Source organism: Sphingomonas sp. PAMC26645 (assembly GCF_004795835.1).
Taxonomy (GTDB): domain Bacteria; phylum Pseudomonadota; class Alphaproteobacteria; order Sphingomonadales; family Sphingomonadaceae; genus Sphingomonas.
In genome coordinates this window covers 2957366-2976147 of the sequence record NZ_CP039249.1, presented here as the reverse complement: position 1 = coordinate 2976147, position 18782 = coordinate 2957366, and the positions used below count along the sequence as shown (strand labels likewise).

Annotated in this window: 14 protein-coding genes; 6 read left to right on the top strand and 8 right to left on the bottom strand. The window is 66.6% G+C overall.

All coding sequences use genetic code 11. The annotated features are described in order from the left end of the window. The first annotated feature begins 55 nt into the window (after nucleotides 1–55). From E5673_RS13690 to E5673_RS13675, 4 genes are all read left to right on the top strand, one after another. Complete coding sequence (locus E5673_RS13690; protein ID WP_210731743.1) at nucleotides 56–2104, top strand: protein-disulfide reductase DsbD domain-containing protein; 2049 nt, start codon at nucleotides 56–58, stop codon at nucleotides 2102–2104. Nucleotides 2105–2336: 232 nt separating this feature from the next. Beyond that, a complete protein-coding gene (locus tag E5673_RS13685; protein ID WP_136190422.1) occupies nucleotides 2337–3872 on the top strand; it encodes a circularly permuted type 2 ATP-grasp protein in 1536 nt (511 codons plus the stop codon). Beyond that, nucleotides 3872–4807: an alpha-E domain-containing protein gene (locus tag E5673_RS13680; protein ID WP_056048449.1), complete on the top strand. Its 936-nt coding sequence runs from the start codon at nucleotides 3872–3874 to the stop codon at nucleotides 4805–4807. Before E5673_RS13685 ends, E5673_RS13680 begins: the two co-directional genes overlap by 1 nt. Continuing rightward, nucleotides 4807–5616 (top strand): transglutaminase family protein, encoded by an 810-nt coding sequence (locus E5673_RS13675; RefSeq protein WP_133019511.1) that lies wholly within the window; start codon nucleotides 4807–4809, stop codon nucleotides 5614–5616. Before E5673_RS13680 ends, E5673_RS13675 begins: the two co-directional genes overlap by 1 nt. 65 nt (nucleotides 5617–5681) lie before the next feature. Here the strand turns inward: E5673_RS13675 and E5673_RS13670 are convergent, their stop codons facing one another. Next, nucleotides 5682–6458, bottom strand: coding sequence for an arginyltransferase (locus E5673_RS13670; protein WP_136190421.1), 777 nt, complete (start codon nucleotides 6456–6458; stop codon nucleotides 5682–5684). A 127-nt stretch (nucleotides 6459–6585) separates the two neighbouring features. Then, nucleotides 6586–7845, bottom strand: coding sequence for a threonine ammonia-lyase (locus E5673_RS13665; protein WP_136190420.1), 1260 nt, complete (start codon nucleotides 7843–7845; stop codon nucleotides 6586–6588). Between the two features lie 57 nt (nucleotides 7846–7902). Between E5673_RS13665 and E5673_RS13660 the strand changes: the two genes are divergently transcribed. Further along, complete coding sequence (locus E5673_RS13660) at nucleotides 7903–8757, top strand: NAD(P)-dependent oxidoreductase (RefSeq protein WP_136190419.1); 855 nt, start codon at nucleotides 7903–7905, stop codon at nucleotides 8755–8757. 173 nt (nucleotides 8758–8930) lie between these two features. Then, nucleotides 8931–10601: an amidohydrolase gene (locus E5673_RS13655; RefSeq protein ID WP_136190418.1), complete on the top strand. Its 1671-nt coding sequence runs from the start codon at nucleotides 8931–8933 to the stop codon at nucleotides 10599–10601. A 9-nt stretch (nucleotides 10602–10610) separates the two neighbouring features. Here the strand turns inward: E5673_RS13655 and E5673_RS13650 are convergent, their stop codons facing one another. From E5673_RS13650 to E5673_RS13625, 6 genes are all read right to left on the bottom strand, one after another. Next, complete coding sequence (locus E5673_RS13650) at nucleotides 10611–11498, bottom strand: acyl-CoA thioesterase II (RefSeq protein ID WP_136190417.1); 888 nt, start codon at nucleotides 11496–11498, stop codon at nucleotides 10611–10613. A gap of 133 nt (nucleotides 11499–11631) precedes the next feature. Further along, the gene (locus E5673_RS13645) at nucleotides 11632–12759 is read right to left on the bottom strand and encodes an acyl-CoA dehydrogenase (RefSeq protein ID WP_136190416.1); all 1128 of its coding nucleotides are present in this window, start codon (nucleotides 12757–12759) and stop codon (nucleotides 11632–11634) included. 90 nt (nucleotides 12760–12849) lie between these two features. Further along, nucleotides 12850–14031 carry an acyl-CoA dehydrogenase family protein gene (locus E5673_RS13640; RefSeq protein WP_136190415.1) on the bottom strand — a complete coding sequence of 394 codons (1182 nt, stop codon included), beginning with the start codon at nucleotides 14029–14031 and terminating at the stop codon, nucleotides 12850–12852. Between the two features lie 4 nt (nucleotides 14032–14035). After that, nucleotides 14036–15340: an amidase family protein gene (locus E5673_RS13635; protein ID WP_136190414.1), complete on the bottom strand. Its 1305-nt coding sequence runs from the start codon at nucleotides 15338–15340 to the stop codon at nucleotides 14036–14038. A gap of 37 nt (nucleotides 15341–15377) precedes the next feature. Continuing rightward, nucleotides 15378–17423, bottom strand: coding sequence for a 3-hydroxyacyl-CoA dehydrogenase NAD-binding domain-containing protein (locus E5673_RS13630; RefSeq protein ID WP_136190413.1), 2046 nt, complete (start codon nucleotides 17421–17423; stop codon nucleotides 15378–15380). Nucleotides 17424–17519: 96 nt separating this feature from the next. Beyond that, on the bottom strand, nucleotides 17520–18740 hold the full coding sequence (locus E5673_RS13625) for a serine hydrolase domain-containing protein (protein WP_136190412.1): 1221 nt from the start codon (nucleotides 18738–18740) through the stop codon (nucleotides 17520–17522). Nucleotides 18741–18782 lie beyond the last annotated feature (42 nt).

The window sequence follows — 18782 nt, the reverse complement described above, 5'->3', positions numbered from 1 at the left end:
CAATACGACAAGGTCACCGCTATGGCTTTGCGCGATGAACGAAACAAGGATGGCCATGCGCGGATTACGTTGCGTCCTCATGACGGTCTTGCTGGCTGTCTGCGGGCTGGCGAGTGCGCCCGCGCTTGCGGAATCGCTGAACGGCTCCAGCCAGCATCTAATGATGAAGCTGGTCGCCGAAAGCGATCACCCCAAAGCCGGCGCGCCGCTGACGATCGCGCTCGCGACGACGCCCGAAACCGGCTGGCACGGCTATTGGCGCAACCCGGGCGATGCGGGCTTTCCGGCGACGTTCGACTGGACCTTGCCGACGGGCGCGAAGGCGGGTGAGCCCGAATGGCCGGTGCCGACGACGCTGCTGATCGCTGGCCTGATGAACTATGTCTACGAGGCGCCCTATGCGCCGCTCGTGACGATCCAGGTTCCGGCAGGGCTGGCGCCGGGGACCAAATTCCCGATCCGCCTGAAGACGAGCTATCTCGTCTGCTCGGCGACGATCTGCGTGCCCGAGGAAAAGGCGCTGTCGCTCGACCTCACGATCGGCGACGGCGCGCCATCGCAGGCCGCCGCGTTCGCCGGCTGGCGTCAGGCGATCCCCAAGCCGCTCGATGCCGGCGCGACCTATGCGGCGAGCAACGGGACGATGCGGATCGCGGTGCCGTTCCCGGCAAGCGCGAAGATCGACAAGGCGTATTTCTTCCCGATCACCACCGGCGCGATCGAGAACGGCGCGGCGCAGACGGTCACGCGCGACGGCGACCGTCTGACGATAACGACGAAGGTCGCGGCGAACGCGAAAACCGGTGGCCCGATCGAGGGCGTTCTGCGTCTCGGCGACGGGCAGGGGCTAGGCGTCAAGGCGACGCCCGGCACGGTGGCCGAAGCGGCCGGCGGCGACGCGACCAGCACCAGCGGCGAAAGCCTCTGGCTGACCGCGCTGATCGCATTCGCCGGCGCGGTGCTCGGCGGCCTGATCCTCAACATCATGCCGTGCGTATTCCCGATCCTCAGCCTCAAGGCACTCAGCCTCGCCCGCGGCGGCGCGAGCGAGAAGGACGCGCGCGGCGAGGCCTTGGCCTACACCGCGGGTGTCGTTCTGGTGTGCCTCGGCCTCGGTGGCGCGATCCTGGCCTTGCGCGCAGGCGGTTCCGCGGTCGGCTGGGCGTTCCAGTTGCAGCATCCCGGCGCGATCGTCGCGCTGCTCTTGCTGAGCACCGCGATCGCGTTCAACCTCGCCGGGCTGTTCGAGGTCCCGACCCCGCGTTTTGCCGGCGAGAGTGGCGCGAGCGGCGCGTTCGCGACCGGTGCGCTGGCGGCGTTCATCGCGACGCCGTGCACCGGGCCGTTCATGGGTGCGGCGCTCGGCGCGGCGCTGGTGCTGCCGTGGCCGGCGGCGCTCGCCGTGTTCGGCGGGCTCGGGATCGGACTGTCGCTGCCGTTCCTCGCGATCGGGTTTATCCCTGCGTGGCGGCGCTGGTTGCCGAAGCCCGGGGCATGGATGGAGACGTTCCGCCACATCCTGTCGGTGCCGATGTTCCTGACCGCGATCGCGCTCGGCTGGGTGCTCGGGCGTCAGGCCGGCGTGGACACGCTCACGCTCGCGCTGGTCGCGGTGCTGGCAGTCGGCGCAGTGCTGTGGATCGGCGGCTCGCGCCAGCGCAAGGGCAAGTCGTTCGGCATCGTCGCGCAGGTCCTCTTGCTCGTCGTGTTCGTCGGCAGCGCGGTGCTAATCTCGCGCGCGCCGGCGGTGGCCGCCAAGACTGCGACCGCAGGCGACGAAGCGTTCACCGAGGCCAAGCTCGCGTCGCTGCGTGCCGAGAATCGCCCGGTGTTCGTCTACTTCACCGCCGACTGGTGCCTGACATGCAAGGTCAACGAGAAGGCGGCGATCGACACCACCGGCGTCCGCGACGCCTTCGCCAAGCACAAGGTGGCAGCCTTGATCGGCGACTGGACCGACGGCGACCCGGCAATGGGCCGCTTCATCCAGGCCCACAACCGCGCCGGCGTGCCGCTGTATCTGTACTACGCACCAGGCGCAGCCGAACCGACAGTCCTCCCGCAGGTTCTCACGCCGGGCCTGCTCGAAGGGTTGGGAGCTTAACCCACGATCCTCCCCCGCCAGGGGGAGGTGGCTGGCACTTGCCAGACGGAGGGGGAGGAAAGCGAAACCGCTGGTCCGTGTCCTCCCCCTCCGTCACCTGCGGTGCCACCTCCCCCTTGCGGGGGAGGAATACCGCAGCCAGCCTACTAATGCTTACACAGAGTGACTTGTGCAGCGCAGCGATGCGTTGCAGCATGGAACCGCAACGCTTGATGGGGAATTGACCGTTTCGATGGGGAAACAAGCGTTCGACGAGATCATGGGCACACCGGGCGACACGACCGCCCGGCCCGAACTGGCGGCTCTCGGCAAGTGGATCGAGGATACGCCCGACGCCGAACTGCGACGCCGGCAGGAAGCTGCCGAAACGACGTTCCGGCAACTCGGCATAACCTTCGCGGTCTACGGCGAGAACGAAGCGGCCGAGCGGATCATCCCGTTCGACATCGTCCCGCGCGTGTTTCTGCATGACGAATGGACGCGCCTCTCCGAAGGCCTCGTTCAGCGCGTCGAGGCGATCAACGCGTTCCTCGACGACATTTACGGCGAACGTCGTATCCTGAAGGAGGGCATCCTCCCCGAGGACCTTGTGCTCGGCAACGCGCAGTTCCGTCCCGAGATCGCCGGCATCCGCCCACCGCACGGCGTATGGGCGCATATCTGCGGGATCGATCTTGTCCGCACAGGCCCCGACGATTTCTTCGTGCTGGAGGACAATGCGCGCACGCCGTCCGGCGTGAGCTACATGCTGGAAAACCGCGAGGCGATGCTCCGGCTCTGTCCCGAACTGTTCCGCGAGTTCCGCGTTGCCGCGGTCGACAGCTATCCCGACCTGCTGCTCGAGACGATGAAGTCGGTCGCGCCGCATGGAACTGGCTCCAACCCGACCTGCGTGCTGCTGACCCCTGGCCACTACAACTCCGCCTATTACGAGCACAGCTTCCTCGCGGATTCGATGGGCATCGAGCTTGTTGAAGCGGCCGATCTGGTGGTCGACGACGACATCGTCTGGATGCGGACGATCGCGGGGCGGGTGAAGGTCGACGTGATCTACCGCCGGATCGACGATGATTATCTCGATCCGCTCGTGTTCCGTCCGGACTCCGCGCTCGGTGTGCCCGGGCTGATCGCAGCCTACGCCGCCGGCAACGTCGCGATCATGAACGCGCCAGGCAACGGCATCGCCGACGACAAGGCGATTTACAGCTACATGCCCGACATCGTGAAGTTCTACTCCGGCGGCGAGTGCAAGCTGCGCAACGTCGAGACCTGGCGCTGTCGCGAACCCCAGGCGCTCAAGTTCGTCCTCGACAACCTTAAAGACGTCGTCGTCAAGCTGGTCGACGGCTCGGGCGGCTACGGTATGCTTGTCGGCCCGACCGCATCGAGAAAAGAGATCGAGGACTTCCGCGCCGCGCTTATCGCCGAACCGCATCGCTACATCGCGCAGCCCACGCTAGCCCTCTCCACCGTCCCGACGATGGCACAAGGCGGTCTCAGCCCCCGCCACGTCGACTTCCGCCCCTTCGTGCTGAGCGGCGCGAAGGGCGTGCAGGTCGTCCCCGGCGGCCTCACCCGCGTCGCGCTTAAGGAAGGATCGCTCGTGGTCAATTCCAGCCAGGGCGGCGGTACCAAGGACAGCTTCGTGCTCATGGCCGACCAGTCGCAGCGGATGAACGCCGGCGGGATGACGCAGACCACGGGCGGCATGACGCAGACCCTAGGTGCACAGACATCGGGCGCGCAGACGTCCGGCGGGAATTCCTGATGCTCTCGCGCACCGCATCCTCGCTTTACTGGCTCGGCCGCTATTTCGAGCGCGCCGACTTCATCGCCCGGCTGGTCGAAGCCACCGTCCGGCTCGATGTGCTCTCGTCGCAACCCTCTGGCGACGCCGCTTGGGCGTCCGCGTTGGCCGTCACCGAAACCGACGAGGCCTTCGCAGCGACCGGCGTCGAGATCGGTCAACGCGACGTCGTCCGGTTCCTGACGCTCGATTCGAGCCATCCGGGATCGATCGTCCGCTGCCTCGACATGGCGCGCAACAACGCCAAGGCGGTCCGCACCGCGCTGACCCGCGAAGCGTGGACCGCGATCAATCGCGCATGGCTGCTGTTCGAGAACCGCGCGACGCCGGGCAGCACGACCTCGCAGCTGAACCTGGTCGAGGCGGTCAAGAACGAGACCCGCGGCTTCGAAGGCGCGGTCCACCGCATGCTCCGCAACCAGACGACCTGGTTCATCCGTCTCGGCCAGGCGGTCGAGCGCGCGGACAACACCGCGCGTCTGCTCGACGTCAAATACCACATCCTGCTGCCCGAGGGCGAACGGCTCGGCGGCGCGATCGACCGTGACCAGTGGACGACGATCCTCCAGACCGTGTCCGCCGTCACGGCCTATCGTTGGCTCTACAATGACGGCTTGCGTCCCGCCGACGTCATCGACCTGCTGCTCGCCCGGTCCGAACTGCCGCGCAGTCTCGCCGCCTCGGTCGAGGAGACGGTGGACGTGCTCAACCTGCTTGCCAAGCGCACCGGCAACCACGGCGAGGCCGACCGCATGGCCCGGATGCGTGCATCGCGGATGGCGAAGACGCGATCGGGCGAGGTCATCGCCTCCGGGCTGCACCAGTATCTGCAGGCGTTCATCGCCGAGAACGCGCTGCTGCATGGCGCGATCGGCCGTCAGTTCAAGTTCCTCTGATGCGGCTCTCGATCGACCATCACACGATCTACCGGTTCGCGCAGCCGCAGGGTCGCTTGGTGCAGATGCTCCGCCTCACGCCCGAGAACACGCATGACCAGACCGTGGCGTCGTGGCGGATCGACGTCGATTGCGATGCGCGGCTGCGGCCGGGGCGTGACGGCTTCGGCAACGCGGTGACGATGCTGTACGCCGAAGGGCCGGTCGACGGGATCGAGATCACCGTCAAGGGCGAGGTGCTGACCAGCCATTCCGACGGCGTCCTGCACGGCGTCCACGAAACGCTCCCGCCCGCGCTGTTCCTCCGCTCCACTGAGGCGACCGTCCTCGATACGGCGATCGCGAAGTTCGCGGCCAATGCGGCCGAGGGCGCACGCGACCGGATCGGCGCATTGCACCGGCTGAACCGGGCATTCCACAAGCGGTTCGCGTTCGATGCCGGACGCCCCGAACCGGGTCGCACGGCCGCCGCAGCGTTCCGCATGGACAGCGCCACGCCGCGCGACATGGCGCAGATGTTCGCCGTCGCCGCGCGGTCGCTCGGGGCGCCGGCGCGGTATGTGTCGGGGTATCATCATAACGACCACGAGGTCGTGCATCTCCCGACGCCGCACGGCTGGGCGGAGGCGTTCGTCGACGGGCTCGGCTGGGTCGGCTTCGATCCGTGCACGGGGATGTCGCCCGAGGAGCATTACGTGCGCGTTGCGATGGCGCTTGATGCGGCGGGCGCGGCGCCGGTGGCGGGCTCGCGACTGGGCGAGGGTGGCGAGGAACTCGACGTCGACGTCGTGGTGCAGCGCGAGGACTAAGATGTGTTTCACCGCGAAGGCGAGGACCCAGACTGGGCTCCCGCCTTCGCGGGAGAACAAGAAGGTTAAACCAGCGCCGCAACCCGCGCCGGCGGCGTCACCAGATCAGCATCCTCCAGCCGCCGCCACCCCGCCGGCCCCAGCACTTCCAGCGGCCGGTACCGCGTCTTGTACTCCATCCGCGGCGAGCCCTTCACCCAGTATCCAAGATACACGTACGGCAGCCCGGCATCGCGCGCGCGGAGGATGTGGTCCATGATGATGAAATTACCGAACCCCGGCCGTGCCGCGTCGTCGGCCGCGAAAAAGCTGTAGACCATCGACAACCCGTCAGTCTGGCGATCGGTCAGGCACGCGCCGATCAGCGCGCCCTGCACCCCATCGACCGACGGCTCGCGATACTCGACGATCACCGAATTGACCGGCGAATGCTCGATCATATCGGCATAGTCGTCCTCGTCCATCCCCGCCATGCCGCCACCGGGGTGACGCGTACTTAGATAGCGCCGCAGCAACTGGAACTGTTCGTCGGTTGCCCAAGCCTTGCACGCGGTAATCTCGATATCGCCGAGCCGCTTCAGCAGTTTGCGCTGGGTCGCGTTGGGCACGAACTCATCGGTCACCACGCGGACCGAGACGCATGCTGTACACCCCGCACAGGACGGCCGATATGCCACCCCCTGGCTGCGACGAAAGCCGATCCGCCCCAGCGCATCGTTCAGTTCGTTCGCATGCGGACCGGTCAGCTCGGTGAACACCTTTCGCTCCTGCCGATCCGGCAGATACGGGCACGGCGCAGGGCTGGTGACGAAGAAGCGCGGGAAACGGAAAGGCGCGGTCACCGAGCGAAAAGTCCTTCAGGCAGGCGCGATCAGCCGCGTCGCCCCGTATATGGCCGCCCTGCGGCAACGTGCAATCGGTTTACCACGAATGGCGGTTAACGCGGTAAATCACCGTATCAGAATGGGATTATGCCAGCTCGACGGTCGACGTCTCGTACCCGCCAGCCCGCAATGCCCCCACCAGCCGATCGAGATGCGCGCGGTCGCGAAGCTCGCATTCGATGTCGGTGATGAGCCCCTTCGCCGGCAATGTCGTGAAGACCCGCTGGTGATAGATCTCGATGATGTTGACGCGTTCCTGGTCGAAGATCCGCGCGACATGGAACAGCGCACCCGGCTTGTCCTGCAACCGAATCCGCAACCGCGCCAGCCGCCCCGACCGCGCCAGATCGCGCAACAGAACGTTGGCGAGCAACCGCGTATCGATATTGCCGCCGCACAGCACGATCCCGACGGTCTTCCCAGCGAACCGCTCGGGATGCGACAGCAGCGCGGCGAGCCCGGCGGCACCCGCACCCTCGACCACTGTCTTCTCGATCTGCAGCAGCAGGCTGACGGACTCTTCCAGACTGCGCTCGCTGACAAGAACGATGTCGTCGACCAGCTCGGCGACGATCTTCGAGGTGATCGCACCCGGCTCCTTGACCGCGATACCCTCGGCCAGCGTGTCGCCCGCGCACGCCATGTCGGTGCCGTTGATGCGGTTGTACATCGACGGGAACAGCTCGGCCTGCACGCCGACGACCTCGATCGGGTGACCGCCCGGCGCTTTGCTCAACGCCCGCGCGACCGTCGACATGCCCGAGATCAGCCCGCCGCCACCGATTGGGATGACCAGCGTATCGAGTTGCGGCACGTCCTCCAGCATCTCGATCGCGACGGTGCCTTGCCCTGCGATGACGCGCGGATCGTCGAACGGGTGGACGAAGGTAAAGCCGCACTCGCCCTCCAGGATACGCGCGTGCGCATAGGCCGCGTCGAACGTCTCGCCGTGGAGCACGACGTTGGCGCCGTGCCCTTCGGTCTGCATGACCTTCACGGTCGGCGTGTTGGTCGGCATCACGATCGTCGTCGGAATGCCTAGCCGGTTGGCGTGATAGGCGAGGCCCTGCGCGTGATTGCCCGCCGACGCAGCGATGACGCCCTTCGCGCGCGCCTCCGCCGACAGCTGCAACAGCGTGTTGAGCGCACCGCGCTCCTTGTACGCCGCGGTGAACTGGAGGTTCTCGAACTTCAGATACACCGTCGCGCCGGTCATCTTGCTCAGCGTCTTACTGATCAGCGTCGGCGTGCGGACGATCGAGTCGCGGATCCGGTCATGCGCGACGCGGACGTCGTCGATCGAGACGGGGAGGGTGGGTGCCGCTACGGCAGCGTGGGTAGCCATGCCCGACCCGCTAGACCATCTGGCGCGCATGGGAAACACCGCTTATGCGCGGACGCTATGGCAAAACTGGCATTCATCGGAACCGGCGTCATGGGCGCGCCGATGGCGGGGCACCTCGCCACGGCAGGGCACGGCGTCACCGTCTACAATCGGACTCAGGCCAAGGCGTTGGCATGGGCCGATAAATATGGCGGCAAGGTCGCGGACACGCCCGCGGCAGCGGTGAAGGACGCCGAGGCCGTGTTCGCCTGCGTCGGCAACGACGATGATCTGGCCTCGGTCACTCTAGGTGAGGACGGTGCGTTCGCGGGGATGCGCGACGACGCGGTGTTCGTCGATCACACGACGGTTTCGGCCTCGATCGCGCGACGCCTCGCGGGCGAGCGCACGCTCGTCGTCGACGCCCCCGTATCGGGCGGACAGGCTGGCGCGGAGAACGGCAAGCTATCGATCATGTGCGGCGGCTCTGCCGAAGCGATGGCGAAGGCCGAACCGTTCATGCAGGCCTATGCCGCGCGCATCGTCCACGTCGGCGAGGCGGGGGCGGGCCAGACCACCAAGATGTGCAACCAGATCGCGATCGCCGGCGTCATCCAGGGCGTCGCCGAATCGCTGCGGTTTGCGCAAGTATCGGGGCTCGATCTCGACAAGGTGTTCGAGGCGATCTCGGGCGGTGCGGCGCAGAGCTGGCAGATGGTCAATCGCTGGCCGACGATGGCGAAGGACGAGTTCGACTTCGGTTTCGCAGTCGACTGGATGCGCAAGGACCTTGGCCTCGCGCTCGACGAAGCACGACGCAACGGCGCGGTGCTGCCGGTCGCGGCGCTGGTCGATCAATTCTACGCCGATGTTCAGGCGATGGGCGGCGCCCGCCAGGATACGAGCGCGCTGGTACGGAGATTGCCGAAGTGATCAAGCGCAACACCACAGCACTGCTCCCCTTCGTCGAGAATGCCTCCGTCACTGCAACACTGCTCCCCTCCCTGGAAGGGAGGGGCCGGGGGTGGGTTGGGCCGTCGTTCAGGCGGCACGTTGCCCCAACCAGCCCACCCACCCCCAACCCCTCCCTTTCAGGTAGGGGAGCAATGTTGGCGCTTTCGGCGCTACTCCTCCCGACCCCAGCGCTTGCCGACGGGATCGTCGACAACGTCAACGGTGTCACCATTGCTGACGGCGGACGCGTGATCCACTTCAAGGCGATCCTGGTCGACAAGGACGGTCGCGTCACGCGGCTCGTGCCCCCCGGCGAGGAAGCACCGAAGCTCAGCCGCAAGGAATTGAAGAAGAACGCCGGCAAGCCGCTGTACGACTGGCGCGTCGACATGGGTGGCAAGACGGTGTTGCCGGGCTTTATCGACGCGCACGGCCATGTCCTCGAAATGGGCTTCGGCGCGCTGTCGCTCGATCTGTCGATGACCAAGTCGCTCGACGAGGCGAAGTCGCGGATTGCCGCCTACATTGCCGGGAATCCCGATCGCAAATGGGTCCTGGGCCGCGGCTGGAACCAGGAGGCGTGGGGGCTGGGCCGCTTCCCGACCGCCGCCGATCTGGAGCCCGTCTCCGGCGGCCACCCGATCTGGCTGTCGCGCGCCGACGGGCATGCCGGCTGGGCGAACCGCGAGGCGATGCGCGAGGCAGGAGTCACCGGCGCGACCGTATCTCCGGCGGGCGGGCGGATCGAGAAGACCGGCGGCGCCCCCGCGGGCGTATTCGTCGACGGCGCGCAAGGACTGATCGAGAAGGTCGTGCCGCAACCGCTTCCCAAGGAGCGCGATGCCGCGTTCCTGACCGCGCAACGCATCCTGCTTGGCTACGGCGTCACCGCGGTCGCCGACATGGGCACGACGCTCGACGACTGGCTGACCTATCGCCGGATGGCGGACATCGGCGGGCTTCGCGTCCGCATCATGAGCTATGCGATGGGCGTCGAGACCGCGAGCCGGATCGGCGGCAAGGGGCCGACGCCGTGGCTGTACAACGACCACCTGCGGATGGGCGGCGTGAAGCTCTATGCCGACGGCGCGCTGGGGTCGCGCGGCGCATGGTTGCTGAAGCCCTATGCCGATGCGCCCGGCCAGTCGGGGCTCGGCTTCCTGACCGACGACCAGCTTCAGAACCAAATGAGCCGCGCGGCGATGGACGGGTTCCAGGTCGCGGTCCATGCGATCGGCGACAAGGCCAATCGGGAAGTGCTCGACGCGATCCAGGTCGAAAGCGAGACGTACACTGGCGATCGCCGCTGGCGGATCGAACATGCGCAAATTGTGGACCCGACCGACCTGCCGCGCTTCGGCAAGTTCGGCACGATCGCCTCGATGCAGCCCACGCACGAAACCAGCGACCGGACGATGGCGGAGGCTCGGCTGGGGCCGAACCGGTTGGCCGGTGCCTATGCGTGGAAATCGATGCTGACCAACGGCGCCAAGCTTGCGTTCGGGACCGACTTCCCGGTCGAGAAGCCCGATCCGTTCGCGACCTGGGCGGCGGCGTTCACGCGGCAGGATGCCGATGGCCAACCTCAGGGTGGCTGGCAGCCACAAGAACTCGTCACCCGCGAACAGGCGTGGTGGGCGATGACCGGTGCGGCCGCCTATGCCGGGTTCGCCGAGAAGCAGTTCGGTGCCCTCGCGCCCGGTCAGCGCGCGGACTTCATCGTCGTCGATCGTGACCCGACGATGGCCTCGCCGACCGACCTGCGCGCGACGAAGGTCAGCGAGACGTGGATCGGCGGGGAGAAGGTCTGGGTGCGCAAGTAACCGCGAGGGTTACTGGCGCATCCTGATCAACCCCTCCTGCGCGACGCTGGCGACGAGCCGGCCGTCGCGCGAGAAGATGCGCCCGCGGTTGAACCCGCGGGCATGTCCGGACCACGGTGCGTCGCAGGCGTAGAGCAGCCAGTCGTCCGCGCGGAAATCCTCGTGCAGCCACAGCGAATGATCGAGGCTTGCGGTCTGCAGCCCCGGCGTGATCCAGTTGACGCCGTGCGGCAGCAGCGCGGTACCGAGCAACGCCATGTCCGAAGCATAGGACAGGATCGCGCGGTGCATCGCCGGGTCGTCGCCGATCGGTGCGACCAGGCGGAACCAGTTGGCATGCGCCGCGGGTTGCGGAACGGGCTCGATCCAGCTGCGCGGATTGACCGGACGGATCTCGATCGGCCGCTGGCGCAGCATGTGCGCGCGGAACTTCTCGGGGATGCCGTCGATGCTCTCCAGCCGCAGTTCGCGATCGGTGCGCAGGTATTCGGGCGGTGCGACATCGGGCATTGCATCCTGATGATGGAGTCCGTCCTCGGGCGTCTGGAACGACGCCGCCATGTTGAGGATCGGCTGCCCCTTCTGCATCGCGATCACGCGCCGCGTCGCGAAACTGCGCCCCTCGAAGTCACGGACCACGCGGAAGACGATCGGATAATCCTCGTTCCCCGGCCGCATGAAATACGCGTGCAAAGAATGCGCGGCCTTGGGGCTTTCGGTCGAGCGTTGCGCGGCCTGCAACGCCTGCGCGATGACCTGCCCGCCGAACACGCGACCAACCCCGCCCGGCTGGCGCTTGCCGACGTAGAGATCGGTATCGACCTCCTCGATCTCGAGCAGGTCGACGAGCCCCTGCGCGAGTGCTTCGGGCGACGTATCGACAGTATCCAAGCTCATCTGACCTCCGTGTTCACCCGCGAAGGCGAGTGCTGGGATGCGCATGCCCCGCATGCGCAAGGATCGTCCGGCGGACGATCCGACCCAGCACTCCCAGACTGGGGCCCCGCCTTCGCGGGGGCGCACCCTACGGTCAATACCCCGCCGCTACCGCCAGCCGGTCTGCATGGAAGTTCGCATCCCCGAACATCTCGGCCAGCACCCGCGCGCGCTTCATATAGAAGCCGATGTCGTATTCGTCGGTCATGCCGATGCCGCCATGCATCTGCACGCCCTCCTGCACGCTAAGCGTCGTCGCCAGCGCGGTCATCGCCTTCGCCACCGACACCGCCTCGTCCGCGCGGTCGCTGCCTAGATCGAGCAGTTGCTGCGCCTTGAGGACGGCGGCCCGCGCCACCTCCATCTCCGAATACAGATGAGCGGCACGGTGCTGGAGCGCCTGAAAACTGCCGATCAGCGTCCCGAACTGCTTGCGCTCCTTCATGTAGCCGATCGTCATGTCCATTGCGCCGCCGCCCACACCGAGCAGTTCCGCCGACGCCCCGGTCCGCCCTGCGCGCAGAAGGCGATCGAGCGGTGTACGCCCAGCGTCGACCTCACCGATGACCGCATCCGCATCGACCTCGACGCCCTCGAACTCGAGCCGCGCGGCCAAGCTCGAATCCGCGAGGCGTTCGGCGTTTGCCGTCAGTCCTGCGGCATCCTTCGGTACGGCGAACAGCGTGATGCCGTCCGTGTCGTCGGCGCTGCCACCGGTGCGCGCGGCGACGATGATCAGGTCGGCGGTGTGGCCGTGCGTGACGAACCGCTTGGCGCCGGTCAGCTTGAACCCGTTGCCCGAGCGTTCGGCGGTCATCGCGACGGTGTCGCGGTGCTTGGCGCCCTCGTCGATCGCGAGTGCCGCCACGGTCTCGCCGGCGATGATACCGGGGAACCAGCGTTCGGCCTGAGCCGTGCCCTTCAAAGCCTCGACCGCCGCGACCGCGGTGGAGAGGAACGGGGAGGGGGACAGGTTGCGGCCGATTTCCTCCAGCACCACGCCCGCCTCGACATGCCCGAGCCCGAGCCCGCCCTGGTCCTCACCGATCAGGATGCCGTTAAAGCCCATCTCCGCGAACTGCTTCCACAGGTCGCGCGAAAAACCGGTCTTGTCGTCGGCATCGCGCAACGCGCGCATGTGGCTCACGGGCGCGTGCTCCGCGACGAAATCGCGAATGGTGTCCTGAAGGACGGTCTGGTCGTCGTCTAGATACAGTGGCATTCTGGTTCCCCCGCGGAGGCGGGGGCCCAGGAGCCCCACGCGCAGCGTTCGTGATTCTGGGCTCCCGCTTTCGCGGGAGAACGGTCAAGGTCAGGCAGGCAATTCCAAGATCCGCTTGGCAATGATGTTGAGCTGGATCTCGCTCGTCCCGCCCTCGATCGAGTTCGCCTTGGTGCGCAGCCACGACCGCGGGATCGCACCGCCACGCGACCGATCGCTGTCCCATTCGAGCGCATCCGATCCGCCCGCCGCCATCATCAATTCGTACCGGCCCTTGTTCAGCTCGGTGCCGTAATATTTCATCATGCTCGGCTGGGCAGGGTGCGCCTTGCCCGCCTTCAACTCGTCGATGAACCGCTCGGACATCGCCCCGAACGCCTTAGCCCGAACCTCGAACAGAGCGATCGACGCGCGCAACAAGGGATCGGCAAGACGCCCGTCATGCCCAAGCCCGACGGTCGCGATCGCGCCGTCGATCAGCGGATTCCCGCCGCTCAACCCCAGCCCCATCCCCGAGATCATCTCGCGCTCATGCCCAAGCAGATATTTCGCGACGTCCCAGCCCTTGTTCTCCTCGTAGACGCGGTTGACCTTGGGCACCTCGACATTGTCGAAGAACGTCTCGCAGAACGGCGAATTGCCGCTGATCAGCAGGATCGGCTTGGTCGACACGCCGGGCGAGGCCATGTCGAACAGCACGAAGCTGATCCCGCCCTGCTTCGACGTCTTGTCGGTCCGGACGAGGCAGAAGATCCAGTCGGCCTTGTCGGCATAGGACGTCCACACCTTCTGCCCGTTGACGAGATAATGGTCGCCCTTGTCCTCCGCCGAGGTCGCGAGCCCGGCAAGGTCGGACCCCGCATTCGGCTCCGAATAGCCCTGGCACCAGCGGATCTCGCCCCGCGCGATCTTGGTGAGGTGGTCGAGCTTCTGCTCCTCGGTACCGTATTTCAGCAACGCCGGCCCGAGCATCGAAATCCCGAACGAATTGAGCGGGTTGCGCGCCTTTATTGCCGCCATCTCTTCACGCAGGATCTTGGTCTCGGCGGGCGACAAACCGCCGCCGCCATACGCCTTGGGCCAATCCGGCACGGTCCAGCCCTTGGCAGCCATCTTGTCGAGCCAATCTTTCTGCGCCGGCGACGACGGCTTGAACTGGCGCCCGCCCCAGCAGACGTCGTCCTCCGAGCGCACCGGTTTGCGCATCTCGGGCGGGCAATTCTCCGCGAGCCACGCACGCGTTTCGGACCGGAAAGTATCGAGGTCGGACATCGGATCAGCTCCTGCTTAGTCGATTGCACAGCGCGGCGACGGCGATCGCGTCGTGGTCGCGGTAACGGTTGGTGATGACCTGCACGCCGATCGGCAGGCTGCGCGGGTCGGTCCCGACGGGCACGCTGGTCGCGGGGAGATTGGGGAAGGTGGCGAGGCCTGCCCAGGCGAACTGGACGCCGAACGGGGTATCCTCGCTGTCGATCGACAGCGTGCGCCGCGCGACGTTGCGCTCGGCGATGTGCGGGAAGGCGTTAACGCCGCTCGCCGGCGCGATCACCGCGTCGAACTGCTCGAACAGCGCACCCCAGGCGCGTTGCATCCGCGCCTGCGAATCGAGCAGGTCGAACCAGTGCGACAACGTCGCGACCTTGCCGTCGCGCGCAGGTCCGCCGCGGGTCATCGCGATGCCGAGCATCCGCATATAGTCGGCGTGCTGAGCAGCGAGGTCGATCGGCGGGGGTGCGCTTGAAATGATGGCGCCGGCCGCGGCGAGGGCATCGCCGACGCGCCCGATCGCGCCGACGATCGACGAATCGACGCGTGCCGAGGGATGCGCGGTGAGCAGCAGGATGCGTGGTCGGGCTAAGTCGACGGTCGCGCGCGGCAAGGGGATGTCGGCGAGGATGGCCAGCGCAACGGCCAGATCCTCGGGATTGCGCGCGAGCGGTCCGATCACGCCGAGAGCCGCACTCGCCCCATCGGTGCCGGGCACGCGGTGGCCGAGATCGGACAAGGCGCCATAGGTCGGCTTGTGCCCCCAGACGCCACAGAACGCGGCCGGCACGCGGATCGAGCCGCCGATGTCGGAGCCGAGCTCGAGCGGTACCATCCCCGACGCGAGCGCCGCCGCGGCACCACCCGACGATCCGCCGGGTGTCAGCGTCGGATCGATGGGATGATTCGTCCGGCCATGGATTGGGTTGTCCGCCTGCCAGTCGCTCAACCGCACCGGCACGTTGGTCTTGCCGAGGATCACCGCGCCCGCCGCCTTCAGTCGCGTGACGGCGACCGCATCCCGGTCGACGATGTTGTCGCGGTGGACCCCGACGCCCCAGCTGGTCGGCAAGCCGGCAACGTCGAACGATTCCTTGACCGTCATCGGTACGCCGAACAGCGGCCGGTCGTCCGGAGCCTCCGCATCGAGTACCCGCGCCGCCTCTCGCGCCCGCGCAAAATCGCGGATGACGACGGCGTTGATCGCACCGTCGCGCGCCTCGATCCGCGCGATCGCGGCGTCGCACTCGGCGAGCGCGGTCGTCTCGCCCGCACGGATCGCCGCCGCCGTCTGGAGCGCAGACCGTTCCATCAGCGATCGACTACCGGCAAGAAACGACCGCGACCGATCACTTCAGCCGACCGCCCGATGCCGCCGCGTCCTTTAGCGACTTCGCCACCGGGAACCCGTATTTCTCGAGCCCCGCGACAACCTTGGCCAAGCCCTCGGACTGCGCCCAGAACATCGGCCCGCCGCGGTACACCGGCCAGCCATATCCATAGATCCACACCACATCGACGTCCGACGCGCGCTGTGCCTTGCCCTCTTCGAGGATCAGCGCGCCTTCGTTCACCATCGTGTAGAGCGTCCGCACGACGATCTCCTCGTCGCTGATCTCGCGCGGCGTCACGCCGGATTTCTTGCGGAAATCGTCGATGATCTCCGTGACCCGCGCCGAGTTCGACGGCGTCCGCTTCTCGTCGTAATCGTAAAAGCCGGCCTTGGTCTTCTGGCCCCAGCGATTCTCCGCCGCCAGCGCATCGCGGATGTTCTCGATCCGGCTCGGATCGCGATGCCAGCCGATGTCGACGCCCGCGAGATCGCTCATCTGGAACGGCCCCATCGGCATCCCGAACGCGACATGGACCTTGTCGATCTGCTCCGGGCTCGCGCCTTCCAGCAGCAGCTTGGTCGCCTCGACCTGCCGGGGCATCAGCATGCGGTTGCCGATGAACCCGTACGTAACGCCGGCAACGACAGCGACCTTCTTGATCTTCTTCGCGAGCGCCATGACGGTCGCCAGCACATCGTCCGCGGTCTTGTCGCCGCGCACGACCTCGAGCAACTTCATCACGTTGGCGGGCGAGAAGAAGTGCATGCCGACCACGTCCTGCGGCCGCTTGGTGCACGCCGCGATCGCATCGATGTCGAGATACGACGTGTTCGAGGCCAGGATCGCGCCCGGCTTGGCGATCGCGTCGAGCTTGGTGAAAATCTCCTTCTTCACCTCCATCGTCTCGTACACCGCCTCGATGATCAGGTCGCATTCCGCCAGATCGGCGAAGTCGAGCGTTGGCTTCAGCGCACCCATTGCCTGCTCGACCTGCTCGGGCTTCATCCGGCCTTTGGCGGCGGTCGCTTCGTAATTCTTGCGTACGACGCCGGTGCCGCGGTCGAGCGCCTCCTGCTGCATCTCGACGATCGTGACCGGGATGCCCGCGGACAGGAAGTTCATCGAGATGCCGCCGCCCATCGTGCCCGCGCCGATCACGCCGACGCGCTTGATCTCGCGAAGCTTGGTGTCGGCCGGAACGTCGTCGATCTTGGCGGCCTGGCGTTCGGCGAAGAAGATGTGGCGCTGGGCTGCAGACTGCACGCCCATCATGAGCTTCATGAACTCCTGGCGTTCGAACGCGATGCCGTCCTCGAAGCTGGAGCCATCCGCGGCTTTCTCGACGCAGGCGATGTTCGCGGCCGGCGCGTCGAAGTTACGGAAACGCCGCGCATTCTCCTTCTTGAACGCGGCGACCGCGTCGGGATCGGCCTGCGCGGTTTTCTCGGACGCGCGGGGCAGGGGGCGCTTGGTCGCGATCTCGCGCGCGAACGCAACGGCATCGGCTTCGAGCGAGTCCTCGCCGACGATCTTGTCGATCAGACCGGCATCGAGTGCCTTCTTGGCCGAGATCGGATCGCCCTTCGCGGTCATTTCCAGCGCGAGCTTCACACCGGCGATGCGCGGGATACGCTGCGTGCCGCCTGCGCCGGGGAGCAGGCCAAGCTTCACTTCGGGCGTGCCGATCTTCGCCGAGGGAACGGCGACGCGGTAATGGCAGCCGAGCGTGACTTCGCAGCCGCCGCCGAGTGCGGTGCCGTGGATCGCCGCGACGACGGGCTTCGACGAGGCCTCGATCATGTCGACGACGGTGGGCAAGCCGGGCTCGACCATCTCCTTGCCGAACTCGGTGATGTCGGCACCCGCGAAGAACGTGCGGCCGTCGCAGCGGATCACCATCGCGGTGATGCTGTCGTCGTTCACGCCGTCCTTGATCGCCGCTTCGAGACCCTGGCGGACCGCGGCGCCGAGCGCGTTGACGGGAGGGTTGTTCGAGATGATGACGAGCACGTCGTCATGGCGTTCGGTGCGGATCGGGCCAGTGTTCGTCGACGGGGTCATACTATTCTCCTTGTTCTCCTGCGAAAGCAGGAGCCCAGGGCCACATCGGCAGCCCTGTGTGATACTGGACTCCTGCGTGCGCAGGAGAACGAAAACTCAGGTCATCGCCGCGTAGATCATTGTCTTCAGCTCGCGACGGATGGGATAGAAACTGCTCGGCGAAAGCTGCGTCATGAACACCATCGACAGGCGCTCGACGGGATCGACGAAGAACGCGGTCGAGAACATTCCGCCCCAGTAGAACTCGCCCTTCGACCCCGGCACCATCGTCTTCGCGACGTCGTCCGTGATCGCGAACCCGAGCCCGAAGCCGGTACCCGCGTTCGAGGCCTCGCTGAACAGCGACTTCGACATCGCCGCGAGATCGGATTTTCCGGGGAGATGATTCTGCGTCATCAGGTCGAGCGTCTTGCGTCCGAGGATGCGCGCGCCGTCGAGTTCGCCACCGTTGAGCAGCATCGTGTTGAAACGGTGGTAATCGAGCGCGGTCGAGACGAGCCCACCGCCGCCGGACACGAGCTTCGGCTGCCGGCTCCATGCGCTCTCCGCCCCGCGATCGTACATCACGCGGCCCTTGCCGGGCGCGAGCGTGTAGCAATCGGTGAGACGATTGAGCTTGTCGGCAGGGACCTGGAAGAAGGTGTCGTCCATCTTCAGCGGCGCGAAGATGCGCTCTTTGAAGAACTGATCGAGCGGCAGGCCCGACACGCGCTGCACGACCGCGCCGAGCACATCGGTCGCGACCGAATAATTCCACGCGGTGCCGGGCGAAAATTCCAGCGGGATCTTCCCCAGTGCGCCGATGAACCCGTCGAGGTCATACCCGCCATGCCAGCCTTCGATCTTGCCCTCGCGGTAGGCGGCATCGACGTTCGACCGGTTCTGGAAACTATACGTCAGCCCCGAGGTATGCCGGAGCAGGTCGATCATCCGCATCGGCTCGGCCGTCGGCCTGGTCACGAACGGCACGCCGCCGCCACCGCCATCATAGACGCCGATATCCTTGAACTCGGGCAGCACGTGGTGGACCGGCGTATCGACCGCGACGAGGCCCTGCTCGACCAGCATCATGAACGCGACCGAGGTGATCGGTTTGGTCATCGACGCGATCCGGAACAGCGATCCTTCGTCGACGCTCTTGCCGCCTTCGCGCGCCGCGCCCGCGTTCGAGAAATGGACGATCTCGCCGTCGCGCGCGATCAGCAACTGCGCATTCGGCAGCTTGCCCGAATCAACGTAGCGGGTCTGGAGCAGCGTATCGATCGCCGCCAATCGGCTCGCATCGAAGCCGTGCGCGGCAGGTTCAGCGATTTTCACGATTCGACCGTCCGTGTCATGACTCGCTCCATACCCCTAGTT

What these genes read in the sequence shown, in the direction of transcription:
- E5673_RS13680 (WP_056048449.1), top strand. Translation starts at nt 3,872, where the DNA reads ATGCTCTCGCGCACCGCATCCTCGCTTTACTGGCTCGGCCGCTATTTC.
- E5673_RS13665 (WP_136190420.1), bottom strand. Translation starts at nt 7,845, where the DNA reads ATGGCTACCCACGCTGCCGTAGCGGCACCCACCCTCCCCGTCTCGATC.
- E5673_RS13660 (WP_136190419.1), top strand. Translation starts at nt 7,903, where the DNA reads ATGGCAAAACTGGCATTCATCGGAACCGGCGTCATGGGCGCGCCGATG.
- E5673_RS13635 (WP_136190414.1), bottom strand. Translation starts at nt 15,340, where the DNA reads ATGGAACGGTCTGCGCTCCAGACGGCGGCGGCGATCCGTGCGGGCGAG.
- E5673_RS13655 (WP_136190418.1), top strand. Translation starts at nt 8,931, where the DNA reads ATGTTGGCGCTTTCGGCGCTACTCCTCCCGACCCCAGCGCTTGCCGAC.
- E5673_RS13645 (WP_136190416.1), bottom strand. Translation starts at nt 12,759, where the DNA reads ATGCCACTGTATCTAGACGACGACCAGACCGTCCTTCAGGACACCATT.
- E5673_RS13675 (WP_133019511.1), top strand. Translation starts at nt 4,807, where the DNA reads ATGCGGCTCTCGATCGACCATCACACGATCTACCGGTTCGCGCAGCCG.
- E5673_RS13650 (WP_136190417.1), bottom strand. Translation starts at nt 11,498, where the DNA reads ATGAGCTTGGATACTGTCGATACGTCGCCCGAAGCACTCGCGCAGGGG.
- E5673_RS13640 (WP_136190415.1), bottom strand. Translation starts at nt 14,031, where the DNA reads ATGTCCGACCTCGATACTTTCCGGTCCGAAACGCGTGCGTGGCTCGCG.
- E5673_RS13690 (WP_210731743.1), top strand. Translation starts at nt 56, where the DNA reads ATGCGCGGATTACGTTGCGTCCTCATGACGGTCTTGCTGGCTGTCTGC.
- E5673_RS13630 (WP_136190413.1), bottom strand. Translation starts at nt 17,423, where the DNA reads ATGACCCCGTCGACGAACACTGGCCCGATCCGCACCGAACGCCATGAC.
- E5673_RS13685 (WP_136190422.1), top strand. Translation starts at nt 2,337, where the DNA reads ATGGGGAAACAAGCGTTCGACGAGATCATGGGCACACCGGGCGACACG.